Origin of the sequence: Collinsella aerofaciens (genome assembly GCF_040915545.1) — a bacterium.
Taxonomy (GTDB): Bacteria; Actinomycetota; Coriobacteriia; order Coriobacteriales; family Coriobacteriaceae; genus Collinsella; species Collinsella aerofaciens_BE.
The window spans coordinates 1-26,132 of sequence record NZ_JBCPDH010000021.1 but is presented as its reverse complement, the minus strand read 5'-3'; the positions used below and the strand labels follow the sequence as shown (position 1 = coordinate 26,132).

General features: G+C 60.4%; 25 protein-coding genes and 1 pseudogene. 25 read left to right on the top strand and 1 reads right to left on the bottom strand.

Annotated elements, in window-relative coordinates; translation table 11 throughout:
- Positions 1-122: 122 nt before the first annotated feature.
- The 22 genes and pseudogenes from AB5202_RS07355 to AB5202_RS07250 all read left to right on the top strand — a co-directional run bounded on the left by AB5202_RS07355 (position 123) and on the right by AB5202_RS07250 (position 21,429).
- Positions 123-1,049 carry a transporter substrate-binding domain-containing protein gene (locus AB5202_RS07355; RefSeq protein WP_368144229.1) on the top strand — a complete coding sequence of 309 codons (927 nt, stop codon included), beginning with the start codon at positions 123-125 and terminating at the stop codon, positions 1,047-1,049.
- Between the two features lie 9 nt (positions 1,050-1,058).
- Positions 1,059-2,207, top strand: coding sequence for an amino acid ABC transporter permease (locus AB5202_RS07350; protein WP_368144228.1), 1,149 nt, complete (start codon positions 1,059-1,061; stop codon positions 2,205-2,207).
- A gap of 22 nt (positions 2,208-2,229) precedes the next feature.
- The gene (locus tag AB5202_RS07345; protein WP_368144227.1) at positions 2,230-3,015 is read left to right on the top strand and encodes an amino acid ABC transporter ATP-binding protein; all 786 of its coding nucleotides are present in this window, start codon (positions 2,230-2,232) and stop codon (positions 3,013-3,015) included.
- A 72-nt stretch (positions 3,016-3,087) separates the two neighbouring features.
- On the top strand, positions 3,088-4,503 hold the full coding sequence (locus AB5202_RS07340; RefSeq protein ID WP_368144226.1) for a M20/M25/M40 family metallo-hydrolase: 1,416 nt from the start codon (positions 3,088-3,090) through the stop codon (positions 4,501-4,503).
- A gap of 249 nt (positions 4,504-4,752) precedes the next feature.
- Complete coding sequence (gene prfA, locus AB5202_RS07335; RefSeq protein ID WP_035138783.1) at positions 4,753-5,820, top strand: peptide chain release factor 1; 1,068 nt, start codon at positions 4,753-4,755, stop codon at positions 5,818-5,820.
- 594 nt (positions 5,821-6,414) lie between these two features.
- The gene (locus AB5202_RS07330; RefSeq protein ID WP_368144225.1) at positions 6,415-7,665 is read left to right on the top strand and encodes a N5-glutamine methyltransferase family protein; all 1,251 of its coding nucleotides are present in this window, start codon (positions 6,415-6,417) and stop codon (positions 7,663-7,665) included.
- A gap of 75 nt (positions 7,666-7,740) precedes the next feature.
- On the top strand, positions 7,741-8,136 hold the full coding sequence (locus AB5202_RS07325; protein ID WP_368144223.1) for a type II toxin-antitoxin system RelE/ParE family toxin: 396 nt from the start codon (positions 7,741-7,743) through the stop codon (positions 8,134-8,136).
- Positions 8,123-8,425 carry a helix-turn-helix domain-containing protein gene (locus AB5202_RS07320; protein WP_006235701.1) on the top strand — a complete coding sequence of 101 codons (303 nt, stop codon included), beginning with the start codon at positions 8,123-8,125 and terminating at the stop codon, positions 8,423-8,425. Before AB5202_RS07325 ends, AB5202_RS07320 begins: the two co-directional genes overlap by 14 nt.
- A gap of 148 nt (positions 8,426-8,573) precedes the next feature.
- Positions 8,574-9,317, top strand: coding sequence for an L-threonylcarbamoyladenylate synthase (locus tag AB5202_RS07315; protein WP_368144222.1), 744 nt, complete (start codon positions 8,574-8,576; stop codon positions 9,315-9,317).
- A gap of 13 nt (positions 9,318-9,330) precedes the next feature.
- Positions 9,331-10,872 (top strand): glycerol kinase GlpK, encoded by a 1,542-nt coding sequence (glpK, locus tag AB5202_RS07310; RefSeq protein ID WP_368144221.1) that lies wholly within the window; start codon positions 9,331-9,333, stop codon positions 10,870-10,872.
- A 123-nt stretch (positions 10,873-10,995) separates the two neighbouring features.
- Positions 10,996-11,643, top strand: a pseudogene (gene upp / locus AB5202_RS07305) (uracil phosphoribosyltransferase).
- A gap of 282 nt (positions 11,644-11,925) precedes the next feature.
- Entirely contained in the window at positions 11,926-12,237 is a 312-nt protein-coding gene (locus AB5202_RS07300; RefSeq protein WP_035138788.1) for a hypothetical protein, read from the top strand.
- Positions 12,238-12,240: 3 nt separating this feature from the next.
- Positions 12,241-13,044 (top strand): F0F1 ATP synthase subunit A, encoded by an 804-nt coding sequence (gene atpB, locus AB5202_RS07295; protein WP_022094263.1) that lies wholly within the window; start codon positions 12,241-12,243, stop codon positions 13,042-13,044.
- 124 nt (positions 13,045-13,168) lie between these two features.
- Positions 13,169-13,363 carry an ATP synthase subunit C-like protein gene (locus tag AB5202_RS07290; RefSeq protein WP_022094262.1) on the top strand — a complete coding sequence of 65 codons (195 nt, stop codon included), beginning with the start codon at positions 13,169-13,171 and terminating at the stop codon, positions 13,361-13,363.
- A gap of 15 nt (positions 13,364-13,378) precedes the next feature.
- Positions 13,379-13,981, top strand: coding sequence for a F0F1 ATP synthase subunit B (atpF, locus tag AB5202_RS07285; protein WP_368144220.1), 603 nt, complete (start codon positions 13,379-13,381; stop codon positions 13,979-13,981).
- Positions 13,971-14,447: a F0F1 ATP synthase subunit delta gene (locus tag AB5202_RS07280; protein WP_271748111.1), complete on the top strand. Its 477-nt coding sequence runs from the start codon at positions 13,971-13,973 to the stop codon at positions 14,445-14,447. The genes atpF and AB5202_RS07280 overlap by 11 nt, the downstream gene beginning before the upstream one ends.
- Positions 14,447-16,045 (top strand): F0F1 ATP synthase subunit alpha, encoded by a 1,599-nt coding sequence (gene atpA, locus AB5202_RS07275; RefSeq protein WP_195521257.1) that lies wholly within the window; start codon positions 14,447-14,449, stop codon positions 16,043-16,045. The genes AB5202_RS07280 and atpA overlap by 1 nt, the downstream gene beginning before the upstream one ends.
- 5 nt (positions 16,046-16,050) lie before the next feature.
- Entirely contained in the window at positions 16,051-16,959 is a 909-nt protein-coding gene (gene atpG, locus AB5202_RS07270; protein ID WP_006235716.1) for an ATP synthase F1 subunit gamma, read from the top strand.
- Positions 16,959-18,413: a F0F1 ATP synthase subunit beta gene (gene atpD, locus AB5202_RS07265; protein WP_368144219.1), complete on the top strand. Its 1,455-nt coding sequence runs from the start codon at positions 16,959-16,961 to the stop codon at positions 18,411-18,413. The genes atpG and atpD overlap by 1 nt, the downstream gene beginning before the upstream one ends.
- Before the next feature lie 3 nt (positions 18,414-18,416).
- Positions 18,417-18,809: an ATP synthase F1 subunit epsilon gene (gene atpC, locus AB5202_RS07260; protein ID WP_117746939.1), complete on the top strand. Its 393-nt coding sequence runs from the start codon at positions 18,417-18,419 to the stop codon at positions 18,807-18,809.
- 88 nt (positions 18,810-18,897) lie between these two features.
- Complete coding sequence (murA, locus tag AB5202_RS07255) at positions 18,898-20,181, top strand: UDP-N-acetylglucosamine 1-carboxyvinyltransferase (RefSeq protein WP_368144218.1); 1,284 nt, start codon at positions 18,898-18,900, stop codon at positions 20,179-20,181.
- Positions 20,182-20,277: 96 nt separating this feature from the next.
- Complete coding sequence (locus AB5202_RS07250) at positions 20,278-21,429, top strand: LCP family protein (protein WP_271755808.1); 1,152 nt, start codon at positions 20,278-20,280, stop codon at positions 21,427-21,429.
- Positions 21,430-21,682: 253 nt separating this feature from the next.
- Here AB5202_RS07250 and pepT read toward each other — a convergent pair whose 3' ends face one another.
- Positions 21,683-22,930 (bottom strand): peptidase T, encoded by a 1,248-nt coding sequence (gene pepT / locus AB5202_RS07245; RefSeq protein ID WP_138375262.1) that lies wholly within the window; start codon positions 22,928-22,930, stop codon positions 21,683-21,685.
- 120 nt (positions 22,931-23,050) lie between these two features.
- On the opposite strand from pepT, the gene AB5202_RS07240 reads away from it, so the two are divergent.
- The 3 genes from AB5202_RS07240 to AB5202_RS07230 all read left to right on the top strand — a co-directional run bounded on the left by AB5202_RS07240 (position 23,051) and on the right by AB5202_RS07230 (position 25,937).
- Positions 23,051-23,473, top strand: a complete 423-nt coding sequence (locus AB5202_RS07240; protein ID WP_035138800.1) for a metal-dependent transcriptional regulator — start codon at positions 23,051-23,053, stop codon at positions 23,471-23,473.
- Between the two features lie 10 nt (positions 23,474-23,483).
- A complete protein-coding gene (locus AB5202_RS07235; protein WP_117821432.1) occupies positions 23,484-24,377 on the top strand; it encodes a homocysteine S-methyltransferase family protein in 894 nt (297 codons plus the stop codon).
- 159 nt (positions 24,378-24,536) lie between these two features.
- Complete coding sequence (locus AB5202_RS07230; protein WP_270226424.1) at positions 24,537-25,937, top strand: phosphoglucomutase/phosphomannomutase family protein; 1,401 nt, start codon at positions 24,537-24,539, stop codon at positions 25,935-25,937.
- The last annotated feature ends 195 nt before the right edge of the window (positions 25,938-26,132 follow it).

Sequence of the window (26,132 nt, the reverse complement as noted above, 5' to 3'; positions counted from 1 at the left end):
ACTACCAATCATTTTCAGTTCGTAAACTTGCATATATGCATTTACATATGCATTTGCTGGAGATAGCGCTGAGCGGTATCCTGTTAAGTCGTCAGCATACGATTCAACAGGGAAGGCAGATTATGCATTCTCCCCAACAGTGCGATGCGCAGACCCAGCCGGTATGCAGCCGTCGCATCTTTTTGGGTGGCGCTCTCGCTGCGAGCGCTTCCGTCGTCGCCGGCGCGCTCGCCGGCTGTCGGCGTCCGTCCACGCTGGAAGTAGTTCAGCCCACGACGGGCGGCGGTCGCGATGACCTGTCCGATTCCGTGATTGGCAAGGACAAGATCCGCATTGGCATGGAGGCGGCCTACGCCCCGTACAACTGGCAGGTTTCCGAAGCCAGTGAGTACACCATCCCCATCGACAACGTGCAGGGCGCCTATGCCGATGGCTACGACGTGCAGATCGCCAAGATCGTCTGCAAGGCCCTCGGTGGCGAGCCCGTTGCCGTCAAGCAGAGCTTCTCGGGCCTTATCGACTCGCTCAACAACGGCCAGATCGACCTCATCATTGCCGGCATGAGCGCCACGCCCGAGCGCGAGGAGTCGGTCGGCTTTTCCGACCCGTACTTCATTGGCTACTTTGGCCTGTTCGTAAAAGAGGGTTCCCCCTACCAAAACGCCACCAAGCTCAGCGACTTTAGCGGTGCCACGGTACTCGGCCAAAAGGACACCATGCTCGATACCGTCATCGACGAGATCCCGGGCGTCGTCCACAAGAACCCGGTCGATTCGGTCCCCACGGTGTTCTCGAATCTGCTGCAGGGCACGTGCGACGCCGTGACCTACAACACCGAGAACGAGAAGGGCTATATGGCCCAAAATCCCGGTATCGTCCCCATCCATTTTGCCGAGGGCGAGGGCTTTAAGCAGGAGGTCGCGGCAAACGTCGGCTGCCGCAAGGGCTCGGACAAGCTGCTCAAGCTCATCGACAAGACACTCAAGGGTGTCAGCCAGGAGGAGCGCGACCAAATGTGGGACGCGTGCCTCGACCGTCAGCCGGCATAGGGAGGCAGCATGAAAACCATCAATCGTCTGGCCTCCTTTATCAAGGCCGACCACCGTTATGTGTACCTGGGCACGAGCGTCATCGCGGCACTCGGCCTGGCGTTTAGCCAGCGCAACCCCACGCCGCTGAGCTTTTTGGCGCCTACGGGCGTGTTCCAAGACTGCCTCTGGGCAATCCTTTGGGCCTGGCTTGTCGTGTCGGCGGCGGCGCTGGTCACCAAACTCATGCACTGGAACGACTATCGCGAAACGTCGCCGTTCGCATCCGAGCGTTTCCGTCGCGGCGCACGCTTGGGCAGCTACGTCGTGGCCGCCATCGCGGCAATCTTTTTCGTGGACCGTTGCGTCATGTCGTTTATCGATCTGGTGCAGGTGAGCATTGTCTCGGACTCCAACCCCAGCGACTTTTTGTCGAGCCTGGTCTACATGACCTACAAGAGCGGCGACTTCTTTATCCGCGGCATCGAGATCACCATCGCACTTGCGACCTTCGGTACCGTCATCGCCTTTTTCCTGGCGCTGCTCTTTGTGTTCCTGCGTATTCAGACCTTCGATCGCGTGGACAACGACCTGGTGCGCTTCTTTAAGAGCATCGGCCGCGGCTTTGCGACTGTCTACTCCACCATCGTGCGCGGCACGCCCATGATGGTTCAGGGCCTGCTCATCTATTACGCGGGCTTCACCGTTTTGCGCGGCATGGGCTTCGAGACCGCCCAGGCCAACCAGATTTGGAGTACCTTCACCGCCGGCCTCGTCACCATCTCGCTCAACTCCACCGCCTACATGATGGAGGTTCTGCGCGGCGGCATCGAGTCCATCGACCCCGGCCAGGCCGAGGCAGCGCGCTCGCTGGGTCTTTCGCAGTGGCAGGCTATGCGCAAGGTCGTGTTCCCCCAGGGCATTAAAAACGCGATTCCGGCGCTCACCAACGAGCTCATCATCAACATCAAGGACTCGTCGGTGCTCTCGGTCATCGGCGTGTTCGACCTCATGTACGCCACCACCACCGTCGCCGGCGTGTACTACCGTCAGATGGAGGTCTACTGCGTGGCGCTCGTGGTTTACTTGATCCTGACGCTCGTGGCGAGCCGCCTGCTCGAGGCCTTTGGCAAAAAGCTCGGCGCCGAGGCTCCGGCAACGCTGCCCAGCTCCAACTAGGCTCAAGACGAGGAGAATCATCATGGCAGATATCGCCACTACCGGCACCGCGGCCGCCGCACAGACCAATGAGCCGCTTATCCGCGTCGAGGGCCTGCGCAAGAGCTTCGGCTCGCTCGAGGTGCTCAAGGGCATCGACCTGTCCGTTAACCCCGGCGAGGTCGTCACCATTATCGGCGCTTCGGGCTCGGGCAAGTCGACCTTCCTGCGCTGTCTCAACCTGCTCGAGACCCCGGACGCGGGCCACATCTGGTTCCACGGCCAGGACCTTACGGCCGAGCGCTGCAATATCAATAAACTCCGCGAGGACATCGGCATGGTGTTCCAGGGCTTTAACCTGTTCAACAACATGGATGTGCTCGACAACTGCACGCTTGCGCCCGTCACACTCAAAAAGATGAGCAAGGCCGAGGCCGAGAAGGTCGCGATGGGGCATCTGACAAGCGTGGGGCTCGAAAAGTTCGCGCACGCCGCCGTGGGTCGCCTGTCCGGTGGCCAAAAGCAGCGCGTGGCCATCGCGCGCGCCCTGTGCATGAATCCGCAGATCATGCTGTTCGACGAGCCGACTTCGGCACTCGACCCCGAGATCGTGGGCGAGGTGCTCGAGGTCATGCGCAAGCTCGCGGCCGACGGCATGACCATGGTCGTCGTCACGCACGAGATGGCCTTTGCCCGCACGGTGTCCGACCGCGTGGTCTTTATGGACAAGGGCGTGGTGCTCGAGGACGCCGCGCCGGCCGAGCTCTTCGGCAACCCCAAACACCAGCGCACCCGCGAGTTCCTCTCGCGTTATCTCGAGGACAAATAACCGACCGCAAACGCTTATGTGGCAGGGCCGCTCCGGTGGGGCGGCCCTCGTCATCACAATCGAAAGGATGTCATGGCCGAGGTTTGGCGCTTCTTTGCGCATGAGGACGATTTTGCCGATATAGACGAGGCCGGTGCGTGCGAGCGCTTGGGCCGCGTGCTGTCGTTTTCGACCATCTCGAGCATGGATGCCGAGGCGGTGGACTGGCAGCCCTTCGACGACCTGCGCGCCTATATGCAGCAGGCCTGGCCGCACGTGTTTGCGGCGGGCGAGGTCGAGCTTATCGACCATTCGCTGTTGGTGACGCTTGCCGGCAGCGACCCGGCTCTTAAGCCCGTTATGCTCATGGGCCACATGGACGTGGTCCCCGTGGTGCCCGGTACCGAGGCCGACTGGACGCATGCCCCCTTTAGCGGGCGCGTGGACGACACCTACATCTGGGGCCGCGGCGCGATCGACATGAAGGACCAGGTCGCAGGCATTCTCGAGGCTGTCGAGTATGCGCTGGCGCACGGTTGGCAGCACGAGCGCACGCTGCTCCTGGCCTTTGGCCAGGACGAGGAAACCGCGCAGTACGGTGCAGGCACCATTGGCCGCGCGCTCGAGGAGCGCGGCATTGAGCTTGAGTACCTGATCGACGAGGGCGACTACCGCATCGTTCCGGCTGCCGAGTACAGCGCGGGCGAGGGTTGGCTCATGCACGCCGACCTCGCGGAGAAGGGCTATGCCGATATCGTGCTCAAGACGAAGAGTGAGGGTGGACATTCTTCTAACCCCTACGGCGGCACGTCGCTCGAGGTGCTCAGCCGTGCCATCACCGCAATCTGCGATATCGAGTGGCCGACGCGCGTGACCGACTTGCTTGCCGCCCAACTCGTCGAGTTGGGGCTCTACACGGCCGATGAAATTGCCGCCAACGGGGATGCCATTGTCCGCGATTGCCTCGCCAGCAAGAAGCTCTATCCGCTGGTGACGACCACCTGCGCGCCCACGCAAATCGAGGGTGGCAGCACCGGCGCCAACGTAATGCCGCAGGATATGTGGGCCAACATTAACTTCCGCATGCTCGAGGGCACGAGCGTGGCCGACGTTGTGGCGCGCTGCCGTGAGGCAATTGCCGCAACGGACCTTGCCGGTCGTGTCGAAGTGGAGCTGGGCCCCGGCAGCTCCGAACCCTCGCCGTCCCCGCGCATCGGTGGTCCCGGCCTCGAGGCGGTTCGCTCCATCGCCGCCCGCTATTTCCGTGATCCAAAGGGGACGGAGGAAAACGGATCATTCGAGCCAGTGGCAATTGTGCCCTCGACCGTGATCGGTGCGACTGACGCTGCCAACTACCAGCACATTTGCCCTGAGTGCATTCGCTTCTCGGCGTTTGTGGTAGACGATGACGAGTGCGAGCGCGGTGTCCACGGCACCAACGAGCGCATCACCCGCCGCGCCTACCTCCAGGGCATCCGCTTCCTCATCGCCCTGCTCCACACGCTCTAGCCAAAAAGCAAGCCCTTGGTGCAATGGGATCAGGTTTGTTTGCACCAATCAATCCGTGCGGGTTATATGCAGGTTTGCCTGCGCACGCTATCATGTATGGGTTAGACCGCAACTATGTACCCCATACGCGAAGGGATGCGCATGTATCTGAAGATCGACATGTTCTAGCCGGGCTTACCCCCGCAGCGGCGCCGCGCGCCCCATCAACTCTGCCGATTTTCACCTTCACGCATATAAAGGAGTCCCGCCATGCGCGACAAGCTCGAAAAGATCATCAAGGCCTACGAGGAGCTCGAGAAGAAGCTCTCCGACCCGGCCGTCGCCTCCGATATTAAGGAGTTCACGCGTCTCAACAAGGAGTACGCGCACCAGTCCGACCTCATCGCCGCCTCGCGCGAGTACATCGGCGCGCTCGATGACATCGAGGCCGCCAAGGAAATGCTCCACGATACCACCGATGCCGATGAGAAAGAGATGCTCCAGATGGACATCTCCGAAAACGAGGCCAAGCTTCCCCAGCTCGAGGAAGACATTAAGTACATGCTCATCCCGAGCGACCCCAACGACGACAAGAACACCATCGTCGAGATTCGCTCTGCCGCCGGTGGCGACGAGGCGGCCATCTTCGCCGGCGACCTGTACAAGATGTACCAGCGCTTCTGCGAGTCGCGCGGCTGGAAGACCACCGTGCTCGACTCCAGCCCCAGCGAGGCCGGCGGCTTTAAGTCCATTGAGTTCAAGGTCGAGGGCGACCGCGTCTACTCCGTTATGAAGTACGAGTCCGGCGTGCACCGTGTCCAGCGCGTCCCCAAGACCGAGTCCCAGGGCCGCATCCAGACTTCAACGGCTACCGTTGCCGTGCTTCCCGAGGCCGAGGAAATCGACGTCCAGATCAACCAGTCTGACCTGCGCATCGACACCTACTGCGCCTCCGGCCCTGGCGGTCAGTGCGTTAACACCACCTACTCCGCCGTGCGCATCACCCACCTGCCCACCAACACCGTGGTGCAGTCGCAGGAGCAGCGTTCCCAGATCCAGAACCGCGAGGTCTGCATGCAGATGCTGCGCGCCCGTCTGTACGAGATGGAACTCGAGAAGCAGCAGGCAGAGCTCGGTGCCGAGCGCCAGAGCCAGATTGGCCACGGTAACCGTTCCGAGAAGATCCGCACCTACAATCAGCCCCAGGACCGCGTGACCGATCACCGCATCGGTTTCAACTCTACCTACAACGGCGTCCTTCTGGGCGATCAGCTCGGTACCGTCATCGAGGCGCTCGCCGCCGCCGAGCGAGCCGAGAAGCTGGCACAAGCAGTTTAAGTTACGGCGTTTTACCAAACGCCGTAACGGCTCGACGCTGCAAACGCCCCTAAGCGGCAATCTGACGTTCAATCGTCGGTCGCGTACCGAAGTACGCTTCCCTCCTCTTTCACGTCACCTTGCTCACTTAGGGGCGTTTTCGCTGTCCGTCCTCTACCTGCGGCGCCTTGGATGTAGTCATTGGGGACGTTCTTAAACGACTAGGTTGGGCACATTGCTTTGAGATGTTATTCAATCCGTCTTGATGGCCTTTGAGCTGCTTACCTGCTTAAAGCAATTAACGGTATGCATCTGCAATTGAAAATATTGCTCGAAAAATCGTTCAAGAAGTCGCGGGGCGATTTTTGATGCGTCGCGCGTCAAGCGATGTGGCAAGTTCTTGGTTAGATATTGGTCAGTTTTGGGTCAACCTTGCCAAAAGCTTGACGGATGCAGATTTAGACGTCGACGAATGGGCACTTCAGATGGGTTCCAAGCAAAATTCTGGGCTGATTCTCGATAATTGCCTTCAATCGTCCCTTGCCAAGCGCTGGCCTCGCGTACAATCTGCTCCGACATTCGCGCGCCGCCCGGCGCTTAAGAGGGGAGGGCCCCATGGCAAACGAGATTTGGACCATCAAGCGTTGTCTCGAGTGGACCAAGGAGTACCTGGCCGAGCGCGGCGAGGAGCACCCCCGTCTTTCTGCCGAGTGGCTGCTCTGCGCTGCCACGGGTTTGGCACGCATCGACCTATATTTGCGCATGGACGAGACGCTTAACGCGGCCCAGCTCGAGACCATGCACGCGGCCGTTGTTCGTCGCGCTAAAGGTGAACCGCTACAGTACATCACCGGCAGCACGCAGTTTCGCATGATTGACGTCGCGTGCGCCCCCGGCGTGCTCATTCCGCGTCCCGAGACCGAGATGCTCGTCGAGGAAGTCCTCAATTATCTGGATGCCGAGGTGCTGAGCCCCGAGGCTGCCGCCCGTCAGCGTGTTGAGCTGCCTTGGAACGATGAGGTCGAGGAGGCACGCAAGGCCGAGGCCGCGCTGGCAGACGAACGGGCGGCCGCCGAGCGCCGCGCCGCTAACCTGACGGCTGCCGATGAGGCGGCGCTAGGCGGCGACGTACTGGGTAGCCGTGCCTATGCCGAGGAACTGGCCGACCGCGAGGCCGAGGAAGCCGCCGCGCAGGCAGCAGAAGCCGAAGCCGCGGAAGCCGCCGAGTCCGAGCTCGACGAATACGGCATCGCCATCGAGGGTGCCGGCCAGGAGACGACTTCAGCTCAGGATGCCGCTGCGCCTGCCCCAACCGAGCCCTGCACTGCCCGCGTTCTCGAGGTCGGCTGCGGCACGGGCTGCATTTCGCTCTCCCTTGCCTGGGAGCGCCGCGGCCACGTTACCTGCACCGCCACCGATATCGAGCCGCGCGCCATCGATCTGGCCACCAAAAACCGCGACGCGCTCGGCCTCACGGCAGATGAGGTCGCCTTCAGCCTCACCAACCTGGTGAGCTCCATTCCCCACGACGAGTGGGGCACCTTCGACGTGCTCGTCTCCAACCCGCCCTACATCCCGACCGGCGTCATGCGCTCGCTGCCGCACGAGGTCAAGGACTTTGAGCCCGACCTGGCGCTCGAGGGCGGTGCCGACGGCCTCGATATCTTCCGCCGCCTGCTCAACGCGGCGCCTTACATGCTGCGCGCCGGCGGCCTGTTTGCCTGCGAGCTCTACGAGGGTGCCCTCGACGCCGCGGCCGAGCTCTGTCGCCAGGCAGGCCTTTCGGACGTGCGCATCGTCCACGACCTCACCGATCGCCCCCGCATCGTCCGAGCCATCGTCACCGAGCCCAAACAGCGTATTTAAGCTGAACAAATAGACATTTGCGCAAATTTGTCCTTGCAATATACCGTAAAACTTCTACTATAGAAGGAGAAAGGTATGTCAAATCAGCTGTATCGGTACCGTATCGTGCTTGATTACATTGAACCTTGGCTTGATGAGCAGGATGAAGCTACGCTGAAGCAGATTTATGCAGACCTTTTGGTGCTCGAGAAGGAAGGTCCCAGCCTTGGTCGTCCGCTGGTTGACCGCGTAAAGGGCTCGAAGCTTCATCATTTAAAGGAGCTGAGAGTGACGTCGTGTGGTGGGCAGGTGATTCGCATCCTCTTCGCCTTTGACCCCAAGCGCCAGGCGGTATTGCTATTGGCGGGTGATAAGTCGCGAGCGGGATCGTCAAGGGCAAAATGGAACGGTTGGTATGCGATCAACATTCCAAGGGCCGAGCAAATATACCGTCGCCACGTAAGGAGGCTCGATCGAGATGGAACTGCATGAGTATATGGAATCTCGCGGGATAACACGCGACTCCATTACCGCCGAGCAGGAGAGGACTCGCGATCGTATCGAAGCCTATAAGCTTGCTCAGATTCGCAGGTTAAAAGATCTAACACAGGCGTCGGTCGCCCAGTCGATGGGCGTTTCTCAAAAACGTGTATCCGAGCTCGAGCGTGGGGAGTTGGGTTCGATGAGGCTCGACACGCTGAGCAGGTACGCAGAGAGCCTCGGCGGAAAACTGGTTGCAAGCATCGAGTTTCCCGATCGTACCGTTACGCTTGCGCGCTAAAAATCTTCAATTAACCCCCTCACTTTCACCGACTACTAGAGCCGCTCACCAAACCAACATGCGCTCTGGGCAAATAGGTTGAATGTTTCGTGCGAGAATGCCCCACAGTAAACAAACTTGCACCGGAGCGTAAGGGGCTGGCATACACATGCAGACGGTCTATCGGGTATACGAGGGAACGCGCGAGCCGCATCGGCTTGCCGTCGAGCGCACGGCCGAGGTGCTCGGCCGCGGCGGCCTGGCCTTGATTCCGACCGAGACCGTCTACGGTGTCGCCGTGGCAGTCAACGCCTTCTCGGACGCCGTGCCCCAAGATACAAGCGAATTCCCATCGTGGCCGCGCGATGCGCAGGCTGCCGTCAATGGCGCCGCAGTTCCTGCGCTCGGCACCGGCTATCGCCGTATCTTCACTCTCAAGCAACGTGAGCTCACGCAAACCGTCGCTTGGCTGGTCGATGGCGTCGAAGCACTCGACCGCTATGGCGTGGATATCCCGGAAGATGCCCGCGTACTCGCGCGACGATGCTGGCCGGGAGCCCTGACTATCGTGGTCAAGGCAGCCCCCTGCGTGCCGACCTTTATGCGCGCTGCCGACGACACCGTGGCCCTGCGCGCTTCGGCCTCTCCCGTGGTCCAAGCGCTCATCCGCGCCTGTGGCAGTCCCCTTGCCTGCACGAGCGCCAACACACACGGCGCGCCTTCGCCGGCAAGCTTTGCCGCCGTCGAGGGTCGCATCCTGGAGGGGGTCGATGTTGCCGTCGACGCCGGTGAGACCCCGTGTCGCGACGCCTCGACCATCGTGTCGTTCCAGCACGGCGGGCTCCAGATCCTGCGCCAAGGCGCACTTCCCGCATCAGAGATCGAGCGGGTCCTGTCCGACCCGATGCAATAGAAAGGTGTAAGCGATGTCGTTGAATCTGGGCAGCCTGGGCATGGAAGATGCCTCGTTTGACTTTGGCGGTTCCTACATCATGGCGCTCGACTGCGGCACCACCTCGGTACTTGCGACCATCGTCGACGAGTACGGATGCATCGTCGCGCAGGCACGTCGCAGCGTCAAAACGAGTTTTCCGCGTCCCGGTTGGGTAGAGCAAGACCCCATGACGGTCCTTGCCAGCCAGATTGCCGTCATGATGGAGGTTCAGTTTAAGAGCGGCATCCATTCCGATCGCATCGCCGCCATCGGCATCTCCAACCAGCGCGAGACCACGGTGGTCTGGGACCGCGTGAGCGGCCAGCCCATCTATAACGCCATCGTATGGCAGTGCCGTCGTACCGCGCCGGCGATCGACGCGTTGGTTGAACAGGGTTGCGAGGAGCTGGTGCGCTCCCGCACGGGACTTACGCTTGACCCGTATTTCTCGGCCTCCAAGGTGCAGTGGATTCTCGACAACGTCGACGGCGCACGCGAGAGCGCGGCGGCGGGCGACCTCATGTTTGGCACCATCGACACCTGGCTCATCTACAACCTCACCGGCGGCCAGGTCTTTGCCACCGACTACACCAATGCCAGCCGCACGGCACTCTTTAATATCCATACGCTCGATTGGGACGACGACCTGCTGGCGCTCTTTGACGTTCCACGTTCCATGATGCCCGAGGTTCGCTGGAGCTCGGGCGACTACGGCCGCGTCGCGAGCGACATCATGACCAACATGCCGCCCATCATGGGCGTGGCAGGTGACCAACAGGCGTCGCTGTTCGGCCACTGCTGTTTCCGTCCCGGCCAGACCAAAAACACCTATGGCACGGGCTGCTTTATGCTCATGAACACCGGCGACGAGATCGTCGAATCCAAGAATGGCCTGGTCTCCACCATCGGTATCGCTGCGGACGGCAAAGTCAGCTATGCGCTCGAGGGCTCCATCTTTGCTGCCGGTTCCACCATGAACTGGCTTCGCAACAACATGGGCATCATCTCGAGCGTGAGCGAGTCGGCACAACTCGCCGCTTCGATTAGCGACAACGAGGGCTGCTACTTCGTTCCCGCCTTTGCGGGATTGGGTGCTCCCTGGTGGGACCCGCATGCCCGCGGTATCGTGTGCGGTCTGACCGGCGCCTCGAGCCGTGCGACCATCGTACGTGCCGCCTGCGAATCCATGGCATATCAGAGCTACGACGTGCTGCGCGCCATGGAGCAGGACGTGGGGCTTTCGATTGAGCGCCTGTCTGTCGATGGCGGTGCCTCGCGCAACGAGTTCATCATGCAATTCCAGGCTGACCTGCTGGATATCCCCGTGCTGCAATGCGAGACGGTGGAGACCACGGCAATCGGTGCCGCGTACTTGGCGGGTCTTGCCGTCGGCTATTGGGAAGATCTGGAAGAGCTGGAGCAAAATGCCCAGATCGTTAGGACCTTCCTTCCCCACATGTCCGCCGAGCGCCGCGAGCAAAACCTTGCGGGCTGGCGTGATGCAGTCAGGCGCTCGCTCAGCACCTCACAGTAGGGCTGCGATGGGCTGCTCGATACAACAAACCGTTAAACTTATGCACGGCGCGCGGCAACAACATCGCCATGCGCCTTGTCAGCAAGGCCATCTTCCGGCCGCAACGAAAGGGGCAATCAACCCATGACCGTCACCTACGATACGTCCCGTGTGACCCTTGTCGATCACCCGCTCGTCCAGCATAAGCTGTCGATTCTGCGCGACAAAAACACCGGCACCAACCAGTTCCGCCAGCTCGTGCGCGAACTCGCACTTTTTGACGGCTACGAGGCCATGCGCGACCTGCCCATGGAAGACGTCGAAGTCGAGACCCCCATCACCACCGCAACGTTTAAGTAGCTCGCCGGCAAAAAGCTCGCCATCGTTCCCATTCTGCGTGCGGGCCTTGGCATGGTCGATGGCATCCTCGACTTGGTACCCTCCGCTCGCGTGGGCCACATCGGTATGGAGCGCGACGAGGTTACCCACGAGCCGCATGAGTATTACTGCAAGATGCCCAAGGATATCGACCAGCGCATCTGCCTGGTCGTCGACCCCATGCTCGCCACGGGCGGTTCGGCCGAGATGGCCATCAGCTACCTGCGCGAGCGCGGTGTCAAGGACATCCGCATGCTGTGCATCGTCGCGGCCCCCGAGGGCCTCAAGTCGCTGACTGAGAAGGACCCCGATGTGCATATCTATACCTGCGCCATCGACGACCATCTCAACGAAGCTGCCTACATCGTTCCCGGCCTGGGCGACGCCGGCGACCGCATCTACGGCACGCTGTAATCTCTGGGCCATACCGGCTAACGTCGAAAATACGAAGAAATGGTGCGCGCGGGCGAGCAAAAGACGACCGCGCGCACTCCTGTTAACGGACGTTTTGCCCTGCAGGGTTCGAGAAAAACGTATTACCGTACCTGCGGCATAAAGAAGGTCTTAAGAAAACGAACAGGTGCGTATTAACCGATGCTTTTTCGGTTGTACTTTAGCGATTGGCTCGTACAATAGTCACCAATGTTTGGCGGGAACTGTCCTGTGAGGCGATAAAAAAGGAAAGTGAGGACGCCAGTGTTTCAGATAGCCGATCTGCTCGCTATCGTTGCAGGTGCCATCGCGGGCGCGATTGCCTTCCTTCCCTTTGTCTTTACGCTCAAGCCGGTTCTTGACGATAAACAGAATGCGGACATGCTCAAGGGTATGGTGAGTCTGGCGGTCTCGGCAATCGCCCTGCTCGTCTTTACCTTGGTTGTGTTTGTGTTGTTCGGAGAGGCATTTCGCATGTTCCTCCTGGGCGAGGCGATCGGCTTCGTGGCCTTTATGGCCGCCTGCGCGGTTCGCGTCGCCAAGGCGCTGCGAGATCCTCATGAGGTCGAAAGGTAAGTCGTGGAAATTTTTGAAAAGCTGCCTGATGAGATTAATCATCTGGTCAGCGAGTTCAGCTCCACCCCTGTCGTGGGCGATCTGAGCTGCGGCATCACGCAGTACTCGTTTTGGCTGATCGTCTCCACGATCGTGCTCCTGATCGTCCTGGCCGTGTTCAAGAAGAAGCAGACCCTGGTTCCCAAGGGCTTCTTCGTCAACGGTTTCGAGTACATCATCGAGTACGTCGAGAACGATATCGGCAAGGGTGTCGTGGGTGAGAACTGGAAGAAGCACTTCCCGTTCCTGTGCTCGCTTTTCCTGTTCATCCTGATCAATAACATGATCGGCCTGATCCCGGGAATGAAGCCCGGCACCGGCGCAATCGGCTCCACCGCCGCGCTCGCCATTTTCGCCTTCGTGTACTTCATCTACTACGGATGCAAGGCTCACGGCGTGATCGGCTACATCAAGAGCCTCGCCCCGCAGGGCGTGAGCTTCCCGATGAACGTGCTCGTGTGGGTTGTCGAGCTATTCTCGACCTTCCTGCGCCTCATCACGCTCGCCGTTCGTCTGTTCTGCAACATGTTCGCAGGACACGTGGTCATGGGCTCGTTCGCCATCATGGCGAGCATGTTCATGCAGCCGCTGCTTCAGCAGGTTTCCGCGGCCCACGCCGTCGGCGCCCTGCCTTCGCTGGCCTGGCTTGCCATCCTCATCCTGATCTATGCGATCGAGCTTGTGGTCGGCGCCATCCAGGCTTACGTCTTCACGGTCCTTACCGCCGTGTATGTCTCCGAGGCAGAGGAGGTCGCGGAGGAGGAGTAGTCTTCCGTTCGCGCCTTAAAGGTAAGGCAATTCGTTAAACCGCCGGTGCCCGTACCCATGGAGCCCGGCAGTTATAAAAAGGTTATCCTGCGTGAAATAAGACACGCACGACAAAGGAGGAATCGTGGGAGTTATCGGTTACGGTCTCGGTGTTATCGGCGCTGGTCTTGCTATCGGCCTGTCTGCTCTGGGTGCTACGGGTGCTATGGCCCGTCAGCCTGAGGTCCAGGGCCGCGTGTTCACCGTCTTCATCATGGGCTCCGCCTTCGGCGAGGCTCTGGCTCTGATCGGCTTCGTTGTCGCGCTGATCGTTAAATAGCACGGAGCGTCAAGTATGAATCTTTCATCCCAGAAGAGCGCGATCGCACTCTCCGCGTCCGCGGCCGCGCTGCTTATGCCGGTTTCCGCGTTCGCCGAGGACGGCGCTGCCGGTGCGGACATCCTCATCCCTAAGATGGCGGAGTTCATCCCGGCGCTTATCGCCTTCCTGATCATCTGGATCGTGCTGGCAAAGGTCGCCCTGCCGGGCATCATGAAAACCATGGAGGAGCGCGGCAAGAAGATCGAGGAGAGCCTCGACGAGGCCGAGAAGACCAAGCAGGAGGCTATCGCCAAGCGCGCTGAGTCCGACTCGATCGTCACCGACGCCCGTCGTCAGGCTGCCGACATCGTTCTCGAGGCCCGTAAGGACGCCGAGTCCGAGCGCGCCCGTATCATCGAGGCTGCTCACAAGGAGGCCGAGGAGATCATCGCCAAGGCCCATACGACCGTCGAGGACGAGCGCAAGTCCATTTACGCCGGTGCCGCGAGCTCCATCGCCGACCTGTCCGTTGCCGTCGCCACCAAGATCGTGGGCGAGGCACTCGAGGACGATGCCGCGCAGAAGAAGCTCATCGAGCGCTACATCCAGGAAGCAGGTAGCCTGAATGCCGACTAGCCGCTATCAGGACAAGGTGCTCGAGACCTACGCGCGCTCCCTTCTGGAAGCCGCTAAGGCCGAGAACCATGTGTTTGAGGACCTCGAGATGATCGAGCGCCTGGCTTCTGCCAGCCCCGAGATCATCGCCGTGCTCGACACCATGTCCAAGCGCGACCAGCTCGACCTTCTTCCCAAGGTGGCAGCTGCCTTTAAGTATGTTGCCGAGGAAGACGAGGATGTAGTGGGCGTGACCGTCACCACGGCGATCCCGCTCGACGACGAGCTGCGTCAAACCATCACTAAGAAATGCGAGCAGGACTTCGGCCGCAAGGTGTTCCTTATCGAGCAGGTCGACCCGTCTATCGTGGGCGGCCTGGTGCTCGAGGCCCGCGGCGAGCGTCGTGACATTACCGTCAAGACACAGCTGCGCATCGCGCAGGAGACCCTCGCAAACTCTGCTAATTCGTACGGAGGTGAAGCCTAATGTCCGAAACCCTCAATGCCCAGGATATCGCCAAGAAACTGCAGGAGCAGCTCACGAGCCTTTCCGCGACGGTCGATACGCATGAGGTTTCAACGGTCGACGAGGTAGGCGACGGCATCGCGCGCGTCTCCGGCCTCAAGAGCGCCATGGCAGGCGAGCTTCTGGAGTTCAAGAGCTCCGATACCGGTGAGACCGTCTTCGGCCTTGCCCAGAACCTTGACCGTGACGAGGTCGGCGCCGTTCTGTTTGGTGCCGTCGACTCCATCAAGGAAGGCGACGAGTGCCGCACCACTGGCCGCATTATGGATATCCCCGTGAGCCGTGCCATGCTCGGCCGCGTCGTCAATCCGCTCGGCCAGCCCATCGACGGCCTGGGCGACATCGTCGCCACGCACCGTCGTCCCATCGAGTTCAAGGCCCCCGGCGTCATCGATCGTACCCCGGTGTGCGAGCCGGTTCAGACCGGTCTGCTCGCTATCGACTCCATGGTGCCTATTGGCCGCGGTCAGCGTGAGCTCATCATCGGCGACCGTAAGACCGGTAAGACCGCCATCGCCATCGACGCTATCCTCAACCAGCGCGGCAAGGGCATGGTCTGCATCTATGTCGCCATCGGCCAGAAGGCCTCCACGGTCGCTAACATCCGCGAGACCCTCGCTCAGCACGGTGCGCTCGACTACACCATCATTGTTTCGGCCACTGCTGCCGATTCCGCCCCTATGCAGTACATCGCGCCTATGGCCGGTGCCGCTATCGGCGAGTTCTTCATGTACAACGGCGAGGACGGCAAGCCCGCCAGCGAGACCAACCCCGGTGGCCACGTGCTCGTCATCTACGATGACCTGTCCAAGCAGGCTGTGGCCTACCGTCAGATGTCGCTGACGCTGCATCGTCCGCCCGGACGCGAGGCCTATCCTGGCGACATCTTCTACCTGCACTCTCGTCTGCTCGAGCGTGCCGTCAAGATGTCCAAGAAGAACGGCTACGGCTCCATGACGGCTCTTCCGATCATCGAGACCCAGGACGGCGACGTCTCGGCCTACATTCCGACCAACGTCATTTCCATTACCGATGGTCAGATCTACCTGCAGTCCGAGCTCTTCTTCCAGGGCCAGCGCCCGGCAGTCGACGTGGGCATCTCCGTGTCCCGCGTCGGTGGCGACGCGCAGACCAAGGCCATGAAGCAGGTCGCCGGCAACCTCCGTCTGGACCTCGCTTCGTACCAGGAGCTCGCCGGCTTCACGCAGTTCGGCTCCGACCTCGACGAGGCCACGCAAAAGCAGCTTACCCACGGCGCTCGCATGACCGAGCTCCTGAAGCAGCCGCGCTACAAGCCGTTTGAGGTTGGCGAGCAGATCGTTACGCTGTTCGCTGGCAACGAGGGCTTCCTGGATGACCTGGAAATCTCCGACGTGCTGCCCTTCCGTGCCGAGCTCATCGAGTACATGGACAATGGCTTTGGCTCGCTGCTCGACAAGGTTCGCGCCAAGAAGATTGACGATGACACCAAGGCTGAGCTCCTGCGCGTCATCGGCGACTTTAAGCAGCAGTTCATGGCTAAGCACCATGCCGATACGACTGGATCAGAGGAGAACTAAGCCCTATGGCCAACCTTCGCGACATTAAGAAGCGAATCTCCTCGGTTACCACGACCAAGCAGATCACGCGCACGATGGAGATGGTCTCTACGGCCAAGATCCGTCGTGCCCTCGATCGCTCCAAGCAGGCCGAGCCCTATAAGGAGGCGCTGACCGACGTCATGTTGACGGTCGCCGGCGACGCCTCCTGTTCGGGCACCGATCCCATGCTGCAGAAGCATGAGAGTGTCAAGCATGGCCTGATTGTCGTTATTGCCTCGGACCGCGGCCTTGCCGGCGGTTTCAATACGACGGTGGAGCGCACGGCCGAAAAGCTCGCCGCTTCTTGGGCGAACGACGGCATCGAGTGCGAGATCATCGCGTGCGGGCGTAAGCCGGCCACGTATTTCCGTGACCGCGCAAACGTTGTCATGCACTTTGAGGGCAACTCCTCTGAGCCCGATTTCAATCAGGCCCGCATGATCTCCTCTCATATCTGCGATGCGTATCGTGCCGGTGAGCTTGACCGTGTCGAGCTTGTCTACCACCACGCCAAGAACCGCGTGGATCAGGAGCTTCGCGTCGAGCATCTGTTGCCGCTCGACCCCGAGATGATCGCTATGGCCCACGGTCCGCGTAAGAACGAGACCGACGCCCCTAAGCGCATCTCGTCCACGTTCGAGTTCGTGCCCTCTCCCGAGCATGTTCTCGGCAAGCTTGTGCCGTCTTATATCCTGACGGTCATCTACCAGGCCTTGATCGATTCGGCGGCTGCCGAGCAGGGTGCACGCCGCAAGGCCATGCACTCCGCGACGGAAAACGCCACCGCGATCATCTCGACCCTTACCCGCACGTATAGTCGCGTGCGCCAGGCTTCGATCACGACCGAGATTAACGAGATCGTCGGCGGAGCCTCAGCATTGGAGGAACAGTAATGGCTAATAACACCGTAAAGCTTGCGGTCGAGGAAGCCACCAAGAAGACGACTGCCGGTGATGGTCGCATCGTGCGAATCATCGGTCCTGTCGTCGACGTCAAGTTTGACGGTGCGGTGCCCCCGATCTACAACGCGCTCACGGTCGAGGCCGAGACCCCGATCGGTCATCTGAGCACGATCCTCGAGGTCGAGAGCCAGCTTCCGGGCGGCGTCGTCCGCACGGTCGCCATGTCCTCGACCGACGGCCTGCAGCGCGGCCTCATCGCCACCGATACCGGTGAGCCCATGAAGATGCCCGTTGGTCCCAAGACGCTCGGCCGCATTTGGAATGTCATGGGCAGGCCCGTCGACGGCAAGCCCATGCCCGAGGTGGAGGAGTTCTACCCCATCCACCATGCAGCGCCCCGTTTCGACGAGCTCACCACCAAGACCGAGATCTTCGAGACCGGTATCAAGGCCGTCGACCTGCTCGAGCCCTACATCCGCGGCGGCAAGACAGGTCTGTTCGGCGGCGCCGGCGTCGGCAAGACCGTTCTGATCCAGGAGCTCATCAACAACCTCGCTCAGGAGCACGGCGGCACCTCGGTGTTCACCGGCGTCGGCGAGCGTACCCGCGAGGGCACCGACCTGTTCCTCGAGATGAGCGAGTCTGGCGTTATCGACAAGACCTGCTTGGTCTATGGTCAGATGAACGAGCCGCCCGGAGCGCGTCTGCGCATCGGTCTGGCCGGCCTTACCACCGCTGAGTATTTCCGTGATCGTGGCCAGGACGTTCTGCTGTTCATCGACAACATCTTCCGCTTCTCCCAGGCAGGTTCCGAGGTTTCCGCACTGCTGGGCCGTATGCCGTCCGCCGTTGGTTACCAGCCCACGCTGGCAACCGAGATGGGCGACCTCCAGGAGCGCATTACCTCGACCAAGACGGGCTCCATTACCTCCGTCCAGGCTGTTTACGTCCCCGCAGACGACCTAACCGACCCGGCGCCTGCCACGACGTTTACGCACCTCGACGCCACCACGGTTCTTTCGCGTAGCATTTCGTCGCTTGGCCTGTTCCCGGCTATCGACCCGCTCGCGTCTTCCTCCGACGCTCTCGATCCCTCGATCGTCGGCGAGGAGCACTACCGTGTCGCCGTCAAGGTCCAGGAGCTCCTGCAGGAGTACTCCGACCTTCAGGACATCATCGCCATTCTGGGTATGGACGAGCTGTCCGAGGAGCAGCGCCTTACGGTCAACCGCGCCCGTAAGATTCAGCAGTTCCTCTCGCAGTCCTTCCATGTCGCCGAGAAGTTCACCGGCAACCCCGGTGTCTACGTCCGCGTCGAGGATACCGTCCGCTCTTTCGCCGAGATTGTCGACGGCAAGGCCGATGACCTGCCCGAGCAGGCATTCCGCTATGCCTCCACGATTGAGGACGTGCGTGAGCGCGCCCGCAAGATGGAGGAGAAGTAGGTTATGCGTATCCGCATCGTGTGCCCCGTGAGCCTCGCCTATGAGGGTGACGCTGCGTTTGTGTCGATTCCGTCTACGGATGGCGAGTTTGGCGTTCTGCCTGCTCACTCCAGCGAAATCTGCACGATCGACCGCGGTTACGTTCGCGTTTCCGATAAGGCCATGGGCACTGTCGACCACACGTTTGCCGTGGCCGGCGGCTATGCCCAGGTTGCGGACGATGTCGTGACCGTCCTCGCCGAGCGCGCTTGCGATTTGGCGACCGTCGACGCCGACAAGGTTAAAGCTGATATTCAAGGTTTTGAAGAGAAGCTGGGTAATTTGTCGGAGGATGATGCACGCCGCGCCTACCTCTATAATGAAATCGCATGGTGTAAGCTCAAGCTTGCCCAATAGTCAAACGTTTTAGCGTTCGACCATTTGCGAACACATCATGCCCGGGATGGCCCAGCCACCCCGGGCATGCTTTTTGAAAGGGTAGACCTTGGATATTATCCGCGTTGAGGGTGGCCACGCCATCGGAGGCTCCGTGCCCGTCTCGGGTGCAAAGAATTCCGCACTCAAACTCATGGCCGCAACGCTTCTGGCGCCGGGCAAGACAACGCTTCAGAACGTGCCCGATATTTCTGATGTCCACGTTATGGGCAAGGTGCTCAAGGGCATGGGCGCGACGATTGAAGTTCTCGACGAGCACACGCTCGAGATTGATACCTCTCAGGTCGATTCATGGGAGGCCCCCTACGAGCTCGTTGCCAAGATGCGCGCTTCCACCGCCGTCATGGGACCCCTGCTGGGCCGCTTCCATCGCGCCAAAATTGCCATGCCGGGCGGCTGCAACCTGGGTGCTCGCAAGATCGATATGCATATCTTGGGTCTCGAGGCTCTGGGCGTTGAGTTCGACACCGCCCACGGCTACATCAACGCCAGTGCTCCCCAGGGTCTGCACGGCACCACCGTCACGCTCGAGTTCGCGAGCGTGGGCGCTACCGAGAACCTCATCATGGCTGCCGTGCGCGCACAGGGCACCACGGTTATCGACAACGCTGCCCGCGAGCCCGAGATCGTTGACCTTGCCAACATGCTCAACGAGATGGGTGCCAAGATTGTTGGCGCCGGCACGCCCGTCGTGACTATCGAAGGCGTGGAAGAGCTCCATCCTGTTACCCATCGCGTAGTGGGCGACCGCATCGAGGCCGGTACCTTTATCGTTGCCGGTGCGTTGATGGCCGACGATCGCGGTGTCGATGTCACGGGCTTTTGCCCCATTCACTTGGGCATGGTGCTCAAGAAGATGGAGCTCATGGGTATCGACTGCGAGCGCGTCGAGGATGGCGTCCATGTAAACCGTGCCGAGCGTATCAAGCCGGTCGACATCCAGACGCTTCCGTTCCCCGGCTTCCCGACGGACATGCAGGCGCAGATTATGGTACTCTCCGCCCTTGCCGACGGTAGCTCCGTTATCACCGAGAACATCTTCGAGAATCGCTTTATGTTTGCCTCTGAGCTGGTGCGCATGGGTGCCGACATTCGTATCGAGAGTCATCATGCCATGATTCATGGCGTCAAGGGCTTCTCGGGTGCACAGGTTACCTCGCCCGATCTGCGTGGCGGAGCGGCCCTCGTCGTAGCGGGCTTGATCGCCGACGGGACGACCGAGGTTTCGGCTATCCATCACATCAAGCGCGGCTACGAGCAGTTTGTCGAAAAGCTGCAGGCGCTCGGCGCGCATGTCGAGCATGCTACCGTCCCCGATCCCGTCATCTACTAATACAGGTTGCCTATGTTTAATAAAAAGCCCCTCGCGGATACTAGCACCCGAAGACCCTCAACTGGTGCGCAGGCCAAGATCTACAGTCGCGATAACGTGGCTCGCTATTCCGAGCGCGCTCGCCAACGTCGTCGTAGCCACACGATTCGTCACGTCGCGCTCATTGTCGTGCTTGGCGTGCTGCTGAGTGCCACTACCGCTGCCGGCCTGTGGTTTGCCACCATTATGGGCAAGCTCGGCGATTCTAATGTCATTACCGACAATCTGCGTCGGGTTCTGGTTGACACCGATGAGGCAAAGGATCCGTTCTACGTGCTGCTTCTTGGCACCGACGGCCGTCCGGGCGAGGATACGTATCGTGCCGACTCGATTATCTTGGCACGCATCGACCCCACGCAAAAGCAGGCGACGCTCATTTCCGTTCCGCGCGACACCAAGGTCGAGTACAAGGGCGAGACCATGAAGATCAACGCCTGCCATACCGTTGGCGGCGCCGAGGCCATGGTCGAGGCGGTCAACGAGCTGTGCGGTGTTCAGATTTCCCACTATGCCGAGGTCAGCTTCGACGGTATGCAGGCGCTGATTGATTCGGTTGGCGGTATCGACATTAACGCAACCGATGATGTTGACGACCCTGAGCACCTGGATATTAAGATTACCGCTGGCCAGCAGCATATGGACGGTGCCACCGCCCTAACCTATGCCCGCTGCCGCTACACCTATGCCGACGGCGATTACACGCGCATGCGCCACCAGCGTCAGGTGCTTGGCGCCCTTGCCAACCAGATTCTCAATAACTTCGATGCCACGAAGATTTTTGGCCTGGTTAATTCGCTGTCCGATATGCTCGTAACCGATATGAGCGTTCAGGATATCGTGGCTACGGTCAACGCCATGCGCGGTATGGATGTCGACGGTATCTACTCGGCCAACCTGCCCTCGTACGCCGACGACAGCACCATGATCGACGGTGTGAGCTACGTCTTTGTCTACGAGGACGAGCTCAAGGAAATGATGGAGCGCGTCGATGCCGGCAAGGATCCCAAGGGTCCCAACACCATGGGTCTTTCCGATGGTTCCAGCTCTACGATTGGCGACCTGAACAACAACACGTCTGACGATTACGCAAACGGTACCGCAACCTCATCGGTCAGCTCTGACGATTCCGATGACTCAAGCGATTCAAGCGATTCGGACTACTACGAAGAGCCCACCGGCGACGGCAACGGCTACGAAGCCAACTACTAAGTTACGGCGTTTTACCAAACGCCGTAACGGCTCGACGCTGCGCGCCGCCCAAGGCGACAATTTGTCATTCAAAAGGCAGGGCATGACCAGAAGGTCAATGCCCTGCCTTTTTCATGCCAACTTGTTCGCCTTGGACGTCGGTCGCTGACGTTGGCTCAACCTGCGGTGCTGACTACTCCCCTTGCACCAAAAACCGCCCCGTTCTCGGTTTTGAGGACGGGGCGGTTTTGCTTACCTGGATTGTTCGAGTTCCCTATGCAAAGCGGGCGACGAGCTCCTGCAGGACGTCGGTCATCTTGACGAGCGAACTGACCGGGACGAACTCGTTGACGCCGTGGTAGCAATAGCCGCCGGTGGAAAGGTTGGGGCAGGGCAGACCGCGGAACGACAGCTGTGCACCGTCGGTGCCGCCGCGAATCGGCAGCACTTGGGGTTCAACGCCGCAGGCAAGGTAGGCTTCCTTGGCAACATCAATAAGCTCGGGATAGTCACGAACGATTTCGGCCATATTTCGATACTGCTGCTTAATCTCGACCGTCACGCGCTCCTCACCCAGACGCTGGTTGAGCATCGAGGCGGCGGCATCAATAAGGTCGAGTTTCTGCTGGAACTTGGCGGCGTCATGGTCGCGGATGATATAGCGCGCTGTGGCGTGATCGACGGTCGCAGATACACCCTCAAGGTGATAAAAGCCCTCGTAGCCTTCCGTATACTCCGGGCGCTGCACGTAGGGGAGCAACGCGTTGAAGTCGCAGAACAGATTGCCTGCGTTGACCATACGGCCCTTAGCGTCGCCCGGGTGGATGGACTGGCCCTCAAAGCGGACGGTCGCCTCGGCGGCGTTAAAGCACTCCCACTCCAGCTCGCCGATGGGGCCGCCGTCGACCGTGTAGGCGTACTTGCAGCCAAAGGTATCGATATCCAACAGCTCGGCTCCGTGGCCGATTTCCTCGTCAGGGCAGAAGCAAATGCCGAGTGCAGGATGGGGCAGAGAAGGGTCCTGAGCGATACGCGCGACAAGCGACATGATCTCGGCGACGCCTGCCTTGTCGTCCGCGCCCAGCAGCGTGGTGCCATCGCTGCAGACCAGGTCCTCACCCGCGAGGTCATTCAGGGCGGGAAGCTTGGCGGTGCTCATGGCAACGGGCTTACCGTCAACCGTGCCGCAGACCAGGTCGCCGCCTTCGTGGTGTACGATGTGCGGCTTCACGCCGGCGCCCGGTGCAACTTCGGTGGTGTCGAGATGGGCGATCAGGCCCAGGGCGGGCTTGTCCTCAGCGCCCGCACTTGCGGGGATATGCGCGCAGACATAGGCGTGCTCGGTCACGTGGGCATCTTCCGCACCAAGCTCGCGCAGCTCTTCAGCCAGCACGTTGGCAAGGTCAAACTGAACGGCGCTCGAGGGTACCTGGTCGCAGTTTGCATCCTCGGACTGCGTGTTGATCTGGACGTAGCGCAAAAAGCGCTCGAGGACATCGGGGTTCGTGGTGGTGTTTTCCATAAAGACCGCTCCAATCTTGGTCGTCGTGTGCAACAAGAACTCTAGCACGGTATGCCACGGCATACCGCGACGCTTGGATGGGGTAGAATCAGCCATTGAATGCAGAAGGGACGGAAGATCATGGATACGACAAATAGCTCGCGCGAACTACATCTGACGGTGGCGAACGAAGACTACTTGGAGTGCATGGTTCGCATTGAAAGCGAAGAGGGGGAAACCAACGGCGTTCGATCGGTCGACATCGCGCAGCGCCTTGGCGTCTCCAAGGCATCGGTCAATAAAGCGGTTTCGGCGCTCAAGGCATCCGAACTTGTCGAGCAATCGCACTACGGCAAGGTAGTCCTGACCGATCGCGGCCGCGAGGTTGGTACGGCTATCTGGTACCGTCATCGCCTCATCCGCACGTTTTTGGTTCAGGAGCTCGGTGTCGAATTTGAGCGAGCCGATTCCGAGGCCTGCATGATGGAGCATGCGCTTTCCGAGGACACGATGAACCGCTGGCTCGCCTATCTCGAAAAGCAAGGAATCAGCGTCGAGGAATAGCGGGATATATATGGATACGAGTTATTACAACCGCTTTGGTGCCGAGGAACTTGCGCGCCGCTTGTCGAGCGAGACCTTGTTGGCGCAGGGCCCCATGGGCAGTGTTCTGTTGAGTGAGTACGATGCCGCCGACATTCCACCGGCGTTTTGGAATCTGGCAGAGCCGCAGACCGTTTCTCGTATCCATCGCTTGTATGTCGCTGCCGGCGCGCAGGTGCTCATTACCAACACCTTTCAGGCATCAAGCTATGCCCTCAAGCACGACCAGATTGCGCCGTCCGTGGCGGAGGTCAATCGCGGGGCCGTCGACGATGCTCGCCAGGCGCACCCGCAACTGCTGCTGGGCTCGATGGGCCCGATCGGTATTGAGTGGTTTGCCGAGGACTCTGCCGAGTATCGTGAAATCCGAGGCATTGCGCGCGAACAGGCGCACGCCTTGCTCAATGCCGGCGTTGACGGTCTGCTGATCGAGACGGTGACGTCTATCCGTAATTTGCAGCCCATGCTTGCCGGCGCCCGAGATGCCGCCGACGGCATGCCTGTTCTGGTGAGTTTTGTCGTTGACGATAAAGGCGACCTGTTGGGCGATGGCCTCAACATCGAGGCGGCCGTTTTGTACGCCGAAAAACACGGCGCAAACTCGGTTGGTGTTAATTGCTGTTCGCTTGCGGCCGCGAACGCGGCGGTGCCCAGGATGGTTGCATCGGCGACTACTCCCGTCACGGTGCGTCCCAACGTAGGCGATCCGGTCCAGACTCAGGATGGCCCCGTATGGCACGAGAACCCCGAAGCTTTCGCGCGCGCATGCATCGAATGGAGACATGCCGGTGCCGCAATGGTGGGCAGTTGCTGTGGAACCACGGCAATCACTACGGCCGCGATGGCCGAGGCGCTCGATATATAAAGGGCAAAACCGCTCCATACGGGGCGGTTTTTTTTATTGCTTGCATGTCCTCGGCAGCATTTGCCCAAATGGTGAATGCTGGTGCCGGCAGGTTGCCGAGTGCATGTTGCGGGTATACCCCATGCGTACCATGATCCAAACACTGTGAGGTGTCTGCGCGTGTGCGCGATAATTCATTTTGGAACTGACGGTTGGCGCGCTCGCGTCGATGAGGACTTCACTGCCGATAACGTTGCTCGTATCGCCGATGCCGTCGGCGAGTTGTGGCAAAAGACCAATCCGGGCAAAACAGTATATATAGGGTTCGACACCCGGCCCCTGGCGAGCGAGTTCGCTGAACTTGCGGCGGGCGTGCTAGCAGCGCACGGGCTGGACGCCGTGCTCGCTTCGCGACCTGTTCCGACCCCTGCCCTTACGTGGGCGGCGGCTTATGACGGTGAGGCGTGCGGCGCGCTCATGGTGACGGGGTCCCATCATCCGCAGGGTTATCTGTGCCTCAAGATTCGCATGGGTGACGGCTCAACCGCCAACCAGGATGTCATCGAAGAGCTCGAAGAGACCATGGCTCCCGAGCCAATGGGGATCGAGGGGCAATATCGCACCGCGGATATCATTCCTGACTATATGCAGGCGGTGGCATCATTTGTCGATGCCGAAGCCATCCGCGCCGCGCACCTGCGCGTGGTTGTCGATCCCATGGGCGGCGCAGCCCAGGGCTATCTAGCCGACTTGCTGCGCGAGCTTGGCGTTGAGGCGCACGAGATTCACGCCGGGCAGGCGTCTGACCAAGAAGATATCTGCCCCGACCCCGTTGAACCTTGGGTGGACGCTTGCGAGCGCACGGTTATCGAGGACGGAGCTTGCGCTGGCCTGGTGACCGACGGCGACGCCGACCGTATCGGCGCGGTTGACGAGCGCGGCAGATATATACATCCGCATCAGATCATGGCGCTCGTTTTGGGCGACTTGGTTCAATTTCGTAATTTGGAGGGGCGCGTCGTCGTCAATCTTTCATGCTCGACGCTCGTACGTCGCATTGCCGAGGCGCTTGGCTGCCGCGTGACCGTCAAACCAGTCGGTTTCAAATATATAGCGGCGGAGATGAAGAAGGGCGGCGTCCTCATAGGCGGCGAAGAAGCCGGTGGTATCGGCATCGCCGCGCATATGCCCGAGCGCGATGGAATCCTCGCCTGTCTGATTCTGTGTGAGCTTATGGCAAAGACGGACGCGCCTTTGGGCGTTCTGGTCGACCAACTCGAGGACAGTTTTGGTAAGACGAGTTACGGTCGACGCGATTTGCGCCTTGAGGCCGAAGATGCCGAAACGTTACGAACCCTGCTGCCGGGCGTAAACCCCAAGTCGATTTGTGGCAAGGTGCCGCAAAACGTTAGTCATATGGACGGCTTGCGTCTGTCATTCGAGGATGACACGTGGCTGCTGGTCCGTCCTAGCGGGACCGAACCAGTGGTGCGCGTCTACGCCGAGGGGTTCTCGGTGGAAGAACGTGATGAGTTGCTCGATGCTGGCTGTGCTTTAGCTAGGGGGACGTATCCGCTTTAACCATGAGACTGCCTTATATAAAGAGATGCTCGGCGAGCGGTAGTTAACGGCTGGCAAACGTTAGTCGGATCACAAGATGTGTAGGAAATGTGTACGCCCAGATTCCCGCCCCCGGGGCCCCTCCGGTCTGGCAATATATCTCCTTGCCGCGCGGCCCGGTCGAACCGGATCAGCCGCAAAGCGTGCACCTTGAGA

Coding starts and splice junctions, on each gene's coding strand:
- AB5202_RS07355 (WP_368144229.1), top strand. CDS start 123: ATGCATTCTCCCCAACAGTGCGATGCGCAGACCCAGCCGGTATGCAGC.
- AB5202_RS07350 (WP_368144228.1), top strand. CDS start 1,059: ATGAAAACCATCAATCGTCTGGCCTCCTTTATCAAGGCCGACCACCGT.
- AB5202_RS07345 (WP_368144227.1), top strand. CDS start 2,230: ATGGCAGATATCGCCACTACCGGCACCGCGGCCGCCGCACAGACCAAT.
- AB5202_RS07340 (WP_368144226.1), top strand. CDS start 3,088: ATGGCCGAGGTTTGGCGCTTCTTTGCGCATGAGGACGATTTTGCCGAT.
- prfA (WP_035138783.1), top strand. CDS start 4,753: ATGCGCGACAAGCTCGAAAAGATCATCAAGGCCTACGAGGAGCTCGAG.
- AB5202_RS07330 (WP_368144225.1), top strand. CDS start 6,415: ATGGCAAACGAGATTTGGACCATCAAGCGTTGTCTCGAGTGGACCAAG.
- AB5202_RS07325 (WP_368144223.1), top strand. CDS start 7,741: ATGTCAAATCAGCTGTATCGGTACCGTATCGTGCTTGATTACATTGAA.
- AB5202_RS07320 (WP_006235701.1), top strand. CDS start 8,123: ATGGAACTGCATGAGTATATGGAATCTCGCGGGATAACACGCGACTCC.
- AB5202_RS07315 (WP_368144222.1), top strand. CDS start 8,574: ATGCAGACGGTCTATCGGGTATACGAGGGAACGCGCGAGCCGCATCGG.
- glpK (WP_368144221.1), top strand. CDS start 9,331: ATGTCGTTGAATCTGGGCAGCCTGGGCATGGAAGATGCCTCGTTTGAC.
- atpF (WP_368144220.1), top strand. CDS start 13,379: ATGAATCTTTCATCCCAGAAGAGCGCGATCGCACTCTCCGCGTCCGCG.
- AB5202_RS07280 (WP_271748111.1), top strand. CDS start 13,971: ATGCCGACTAGCCGCTATCAGGACAAGGTGCTCGAGACCTACGCGCGC.
- atpA (WP_195521257.1), top strand. CDS start 14,447: ATGTCCGAAACCCTCAATGCCCAGGATATCGCCAAGAAACTGCAGGAG.
- atpG (WP_006235716.1), top strand. CDS start 16,051: ATGGCCAACCTTCGCGACATTAAGAAGCGAATCTCCTCGGTTACCACG.
- atpD (WP_368144219.1), top strand. CDS start 16,959: ATGGCTAATAACACCGTAAAGCTTGCGGTCGAGGAAGCCACCAAGAAG.
- atpC (WP_117746939.1), top strand. CDS start 18,417: ATGCGTATCCGCATCGTGTGCCCCGTGAGCCTCGCCTATGAGGGTGAC.
- pepT (WP_138375262.1), bottom strand. CDS start 22,930: ATGGAAAACACCACCACGAACCCCGATGTCCTCGAGCGCTTTTTGCGC.
- AB5202_RS07240 (WP_035138800.1), top strand. CDS start 23,051: ATGGATACGACAAATAGCTCGCGCGAACTACATCTGACGGTGGCGAAC.
- AB5202_RS07235 (WP_117821432.1), top strand. CDS start 23,484: ATGGATACGAGTTATTACAACCGCTTTGGTGCCGAGGAACTTGCGCGC.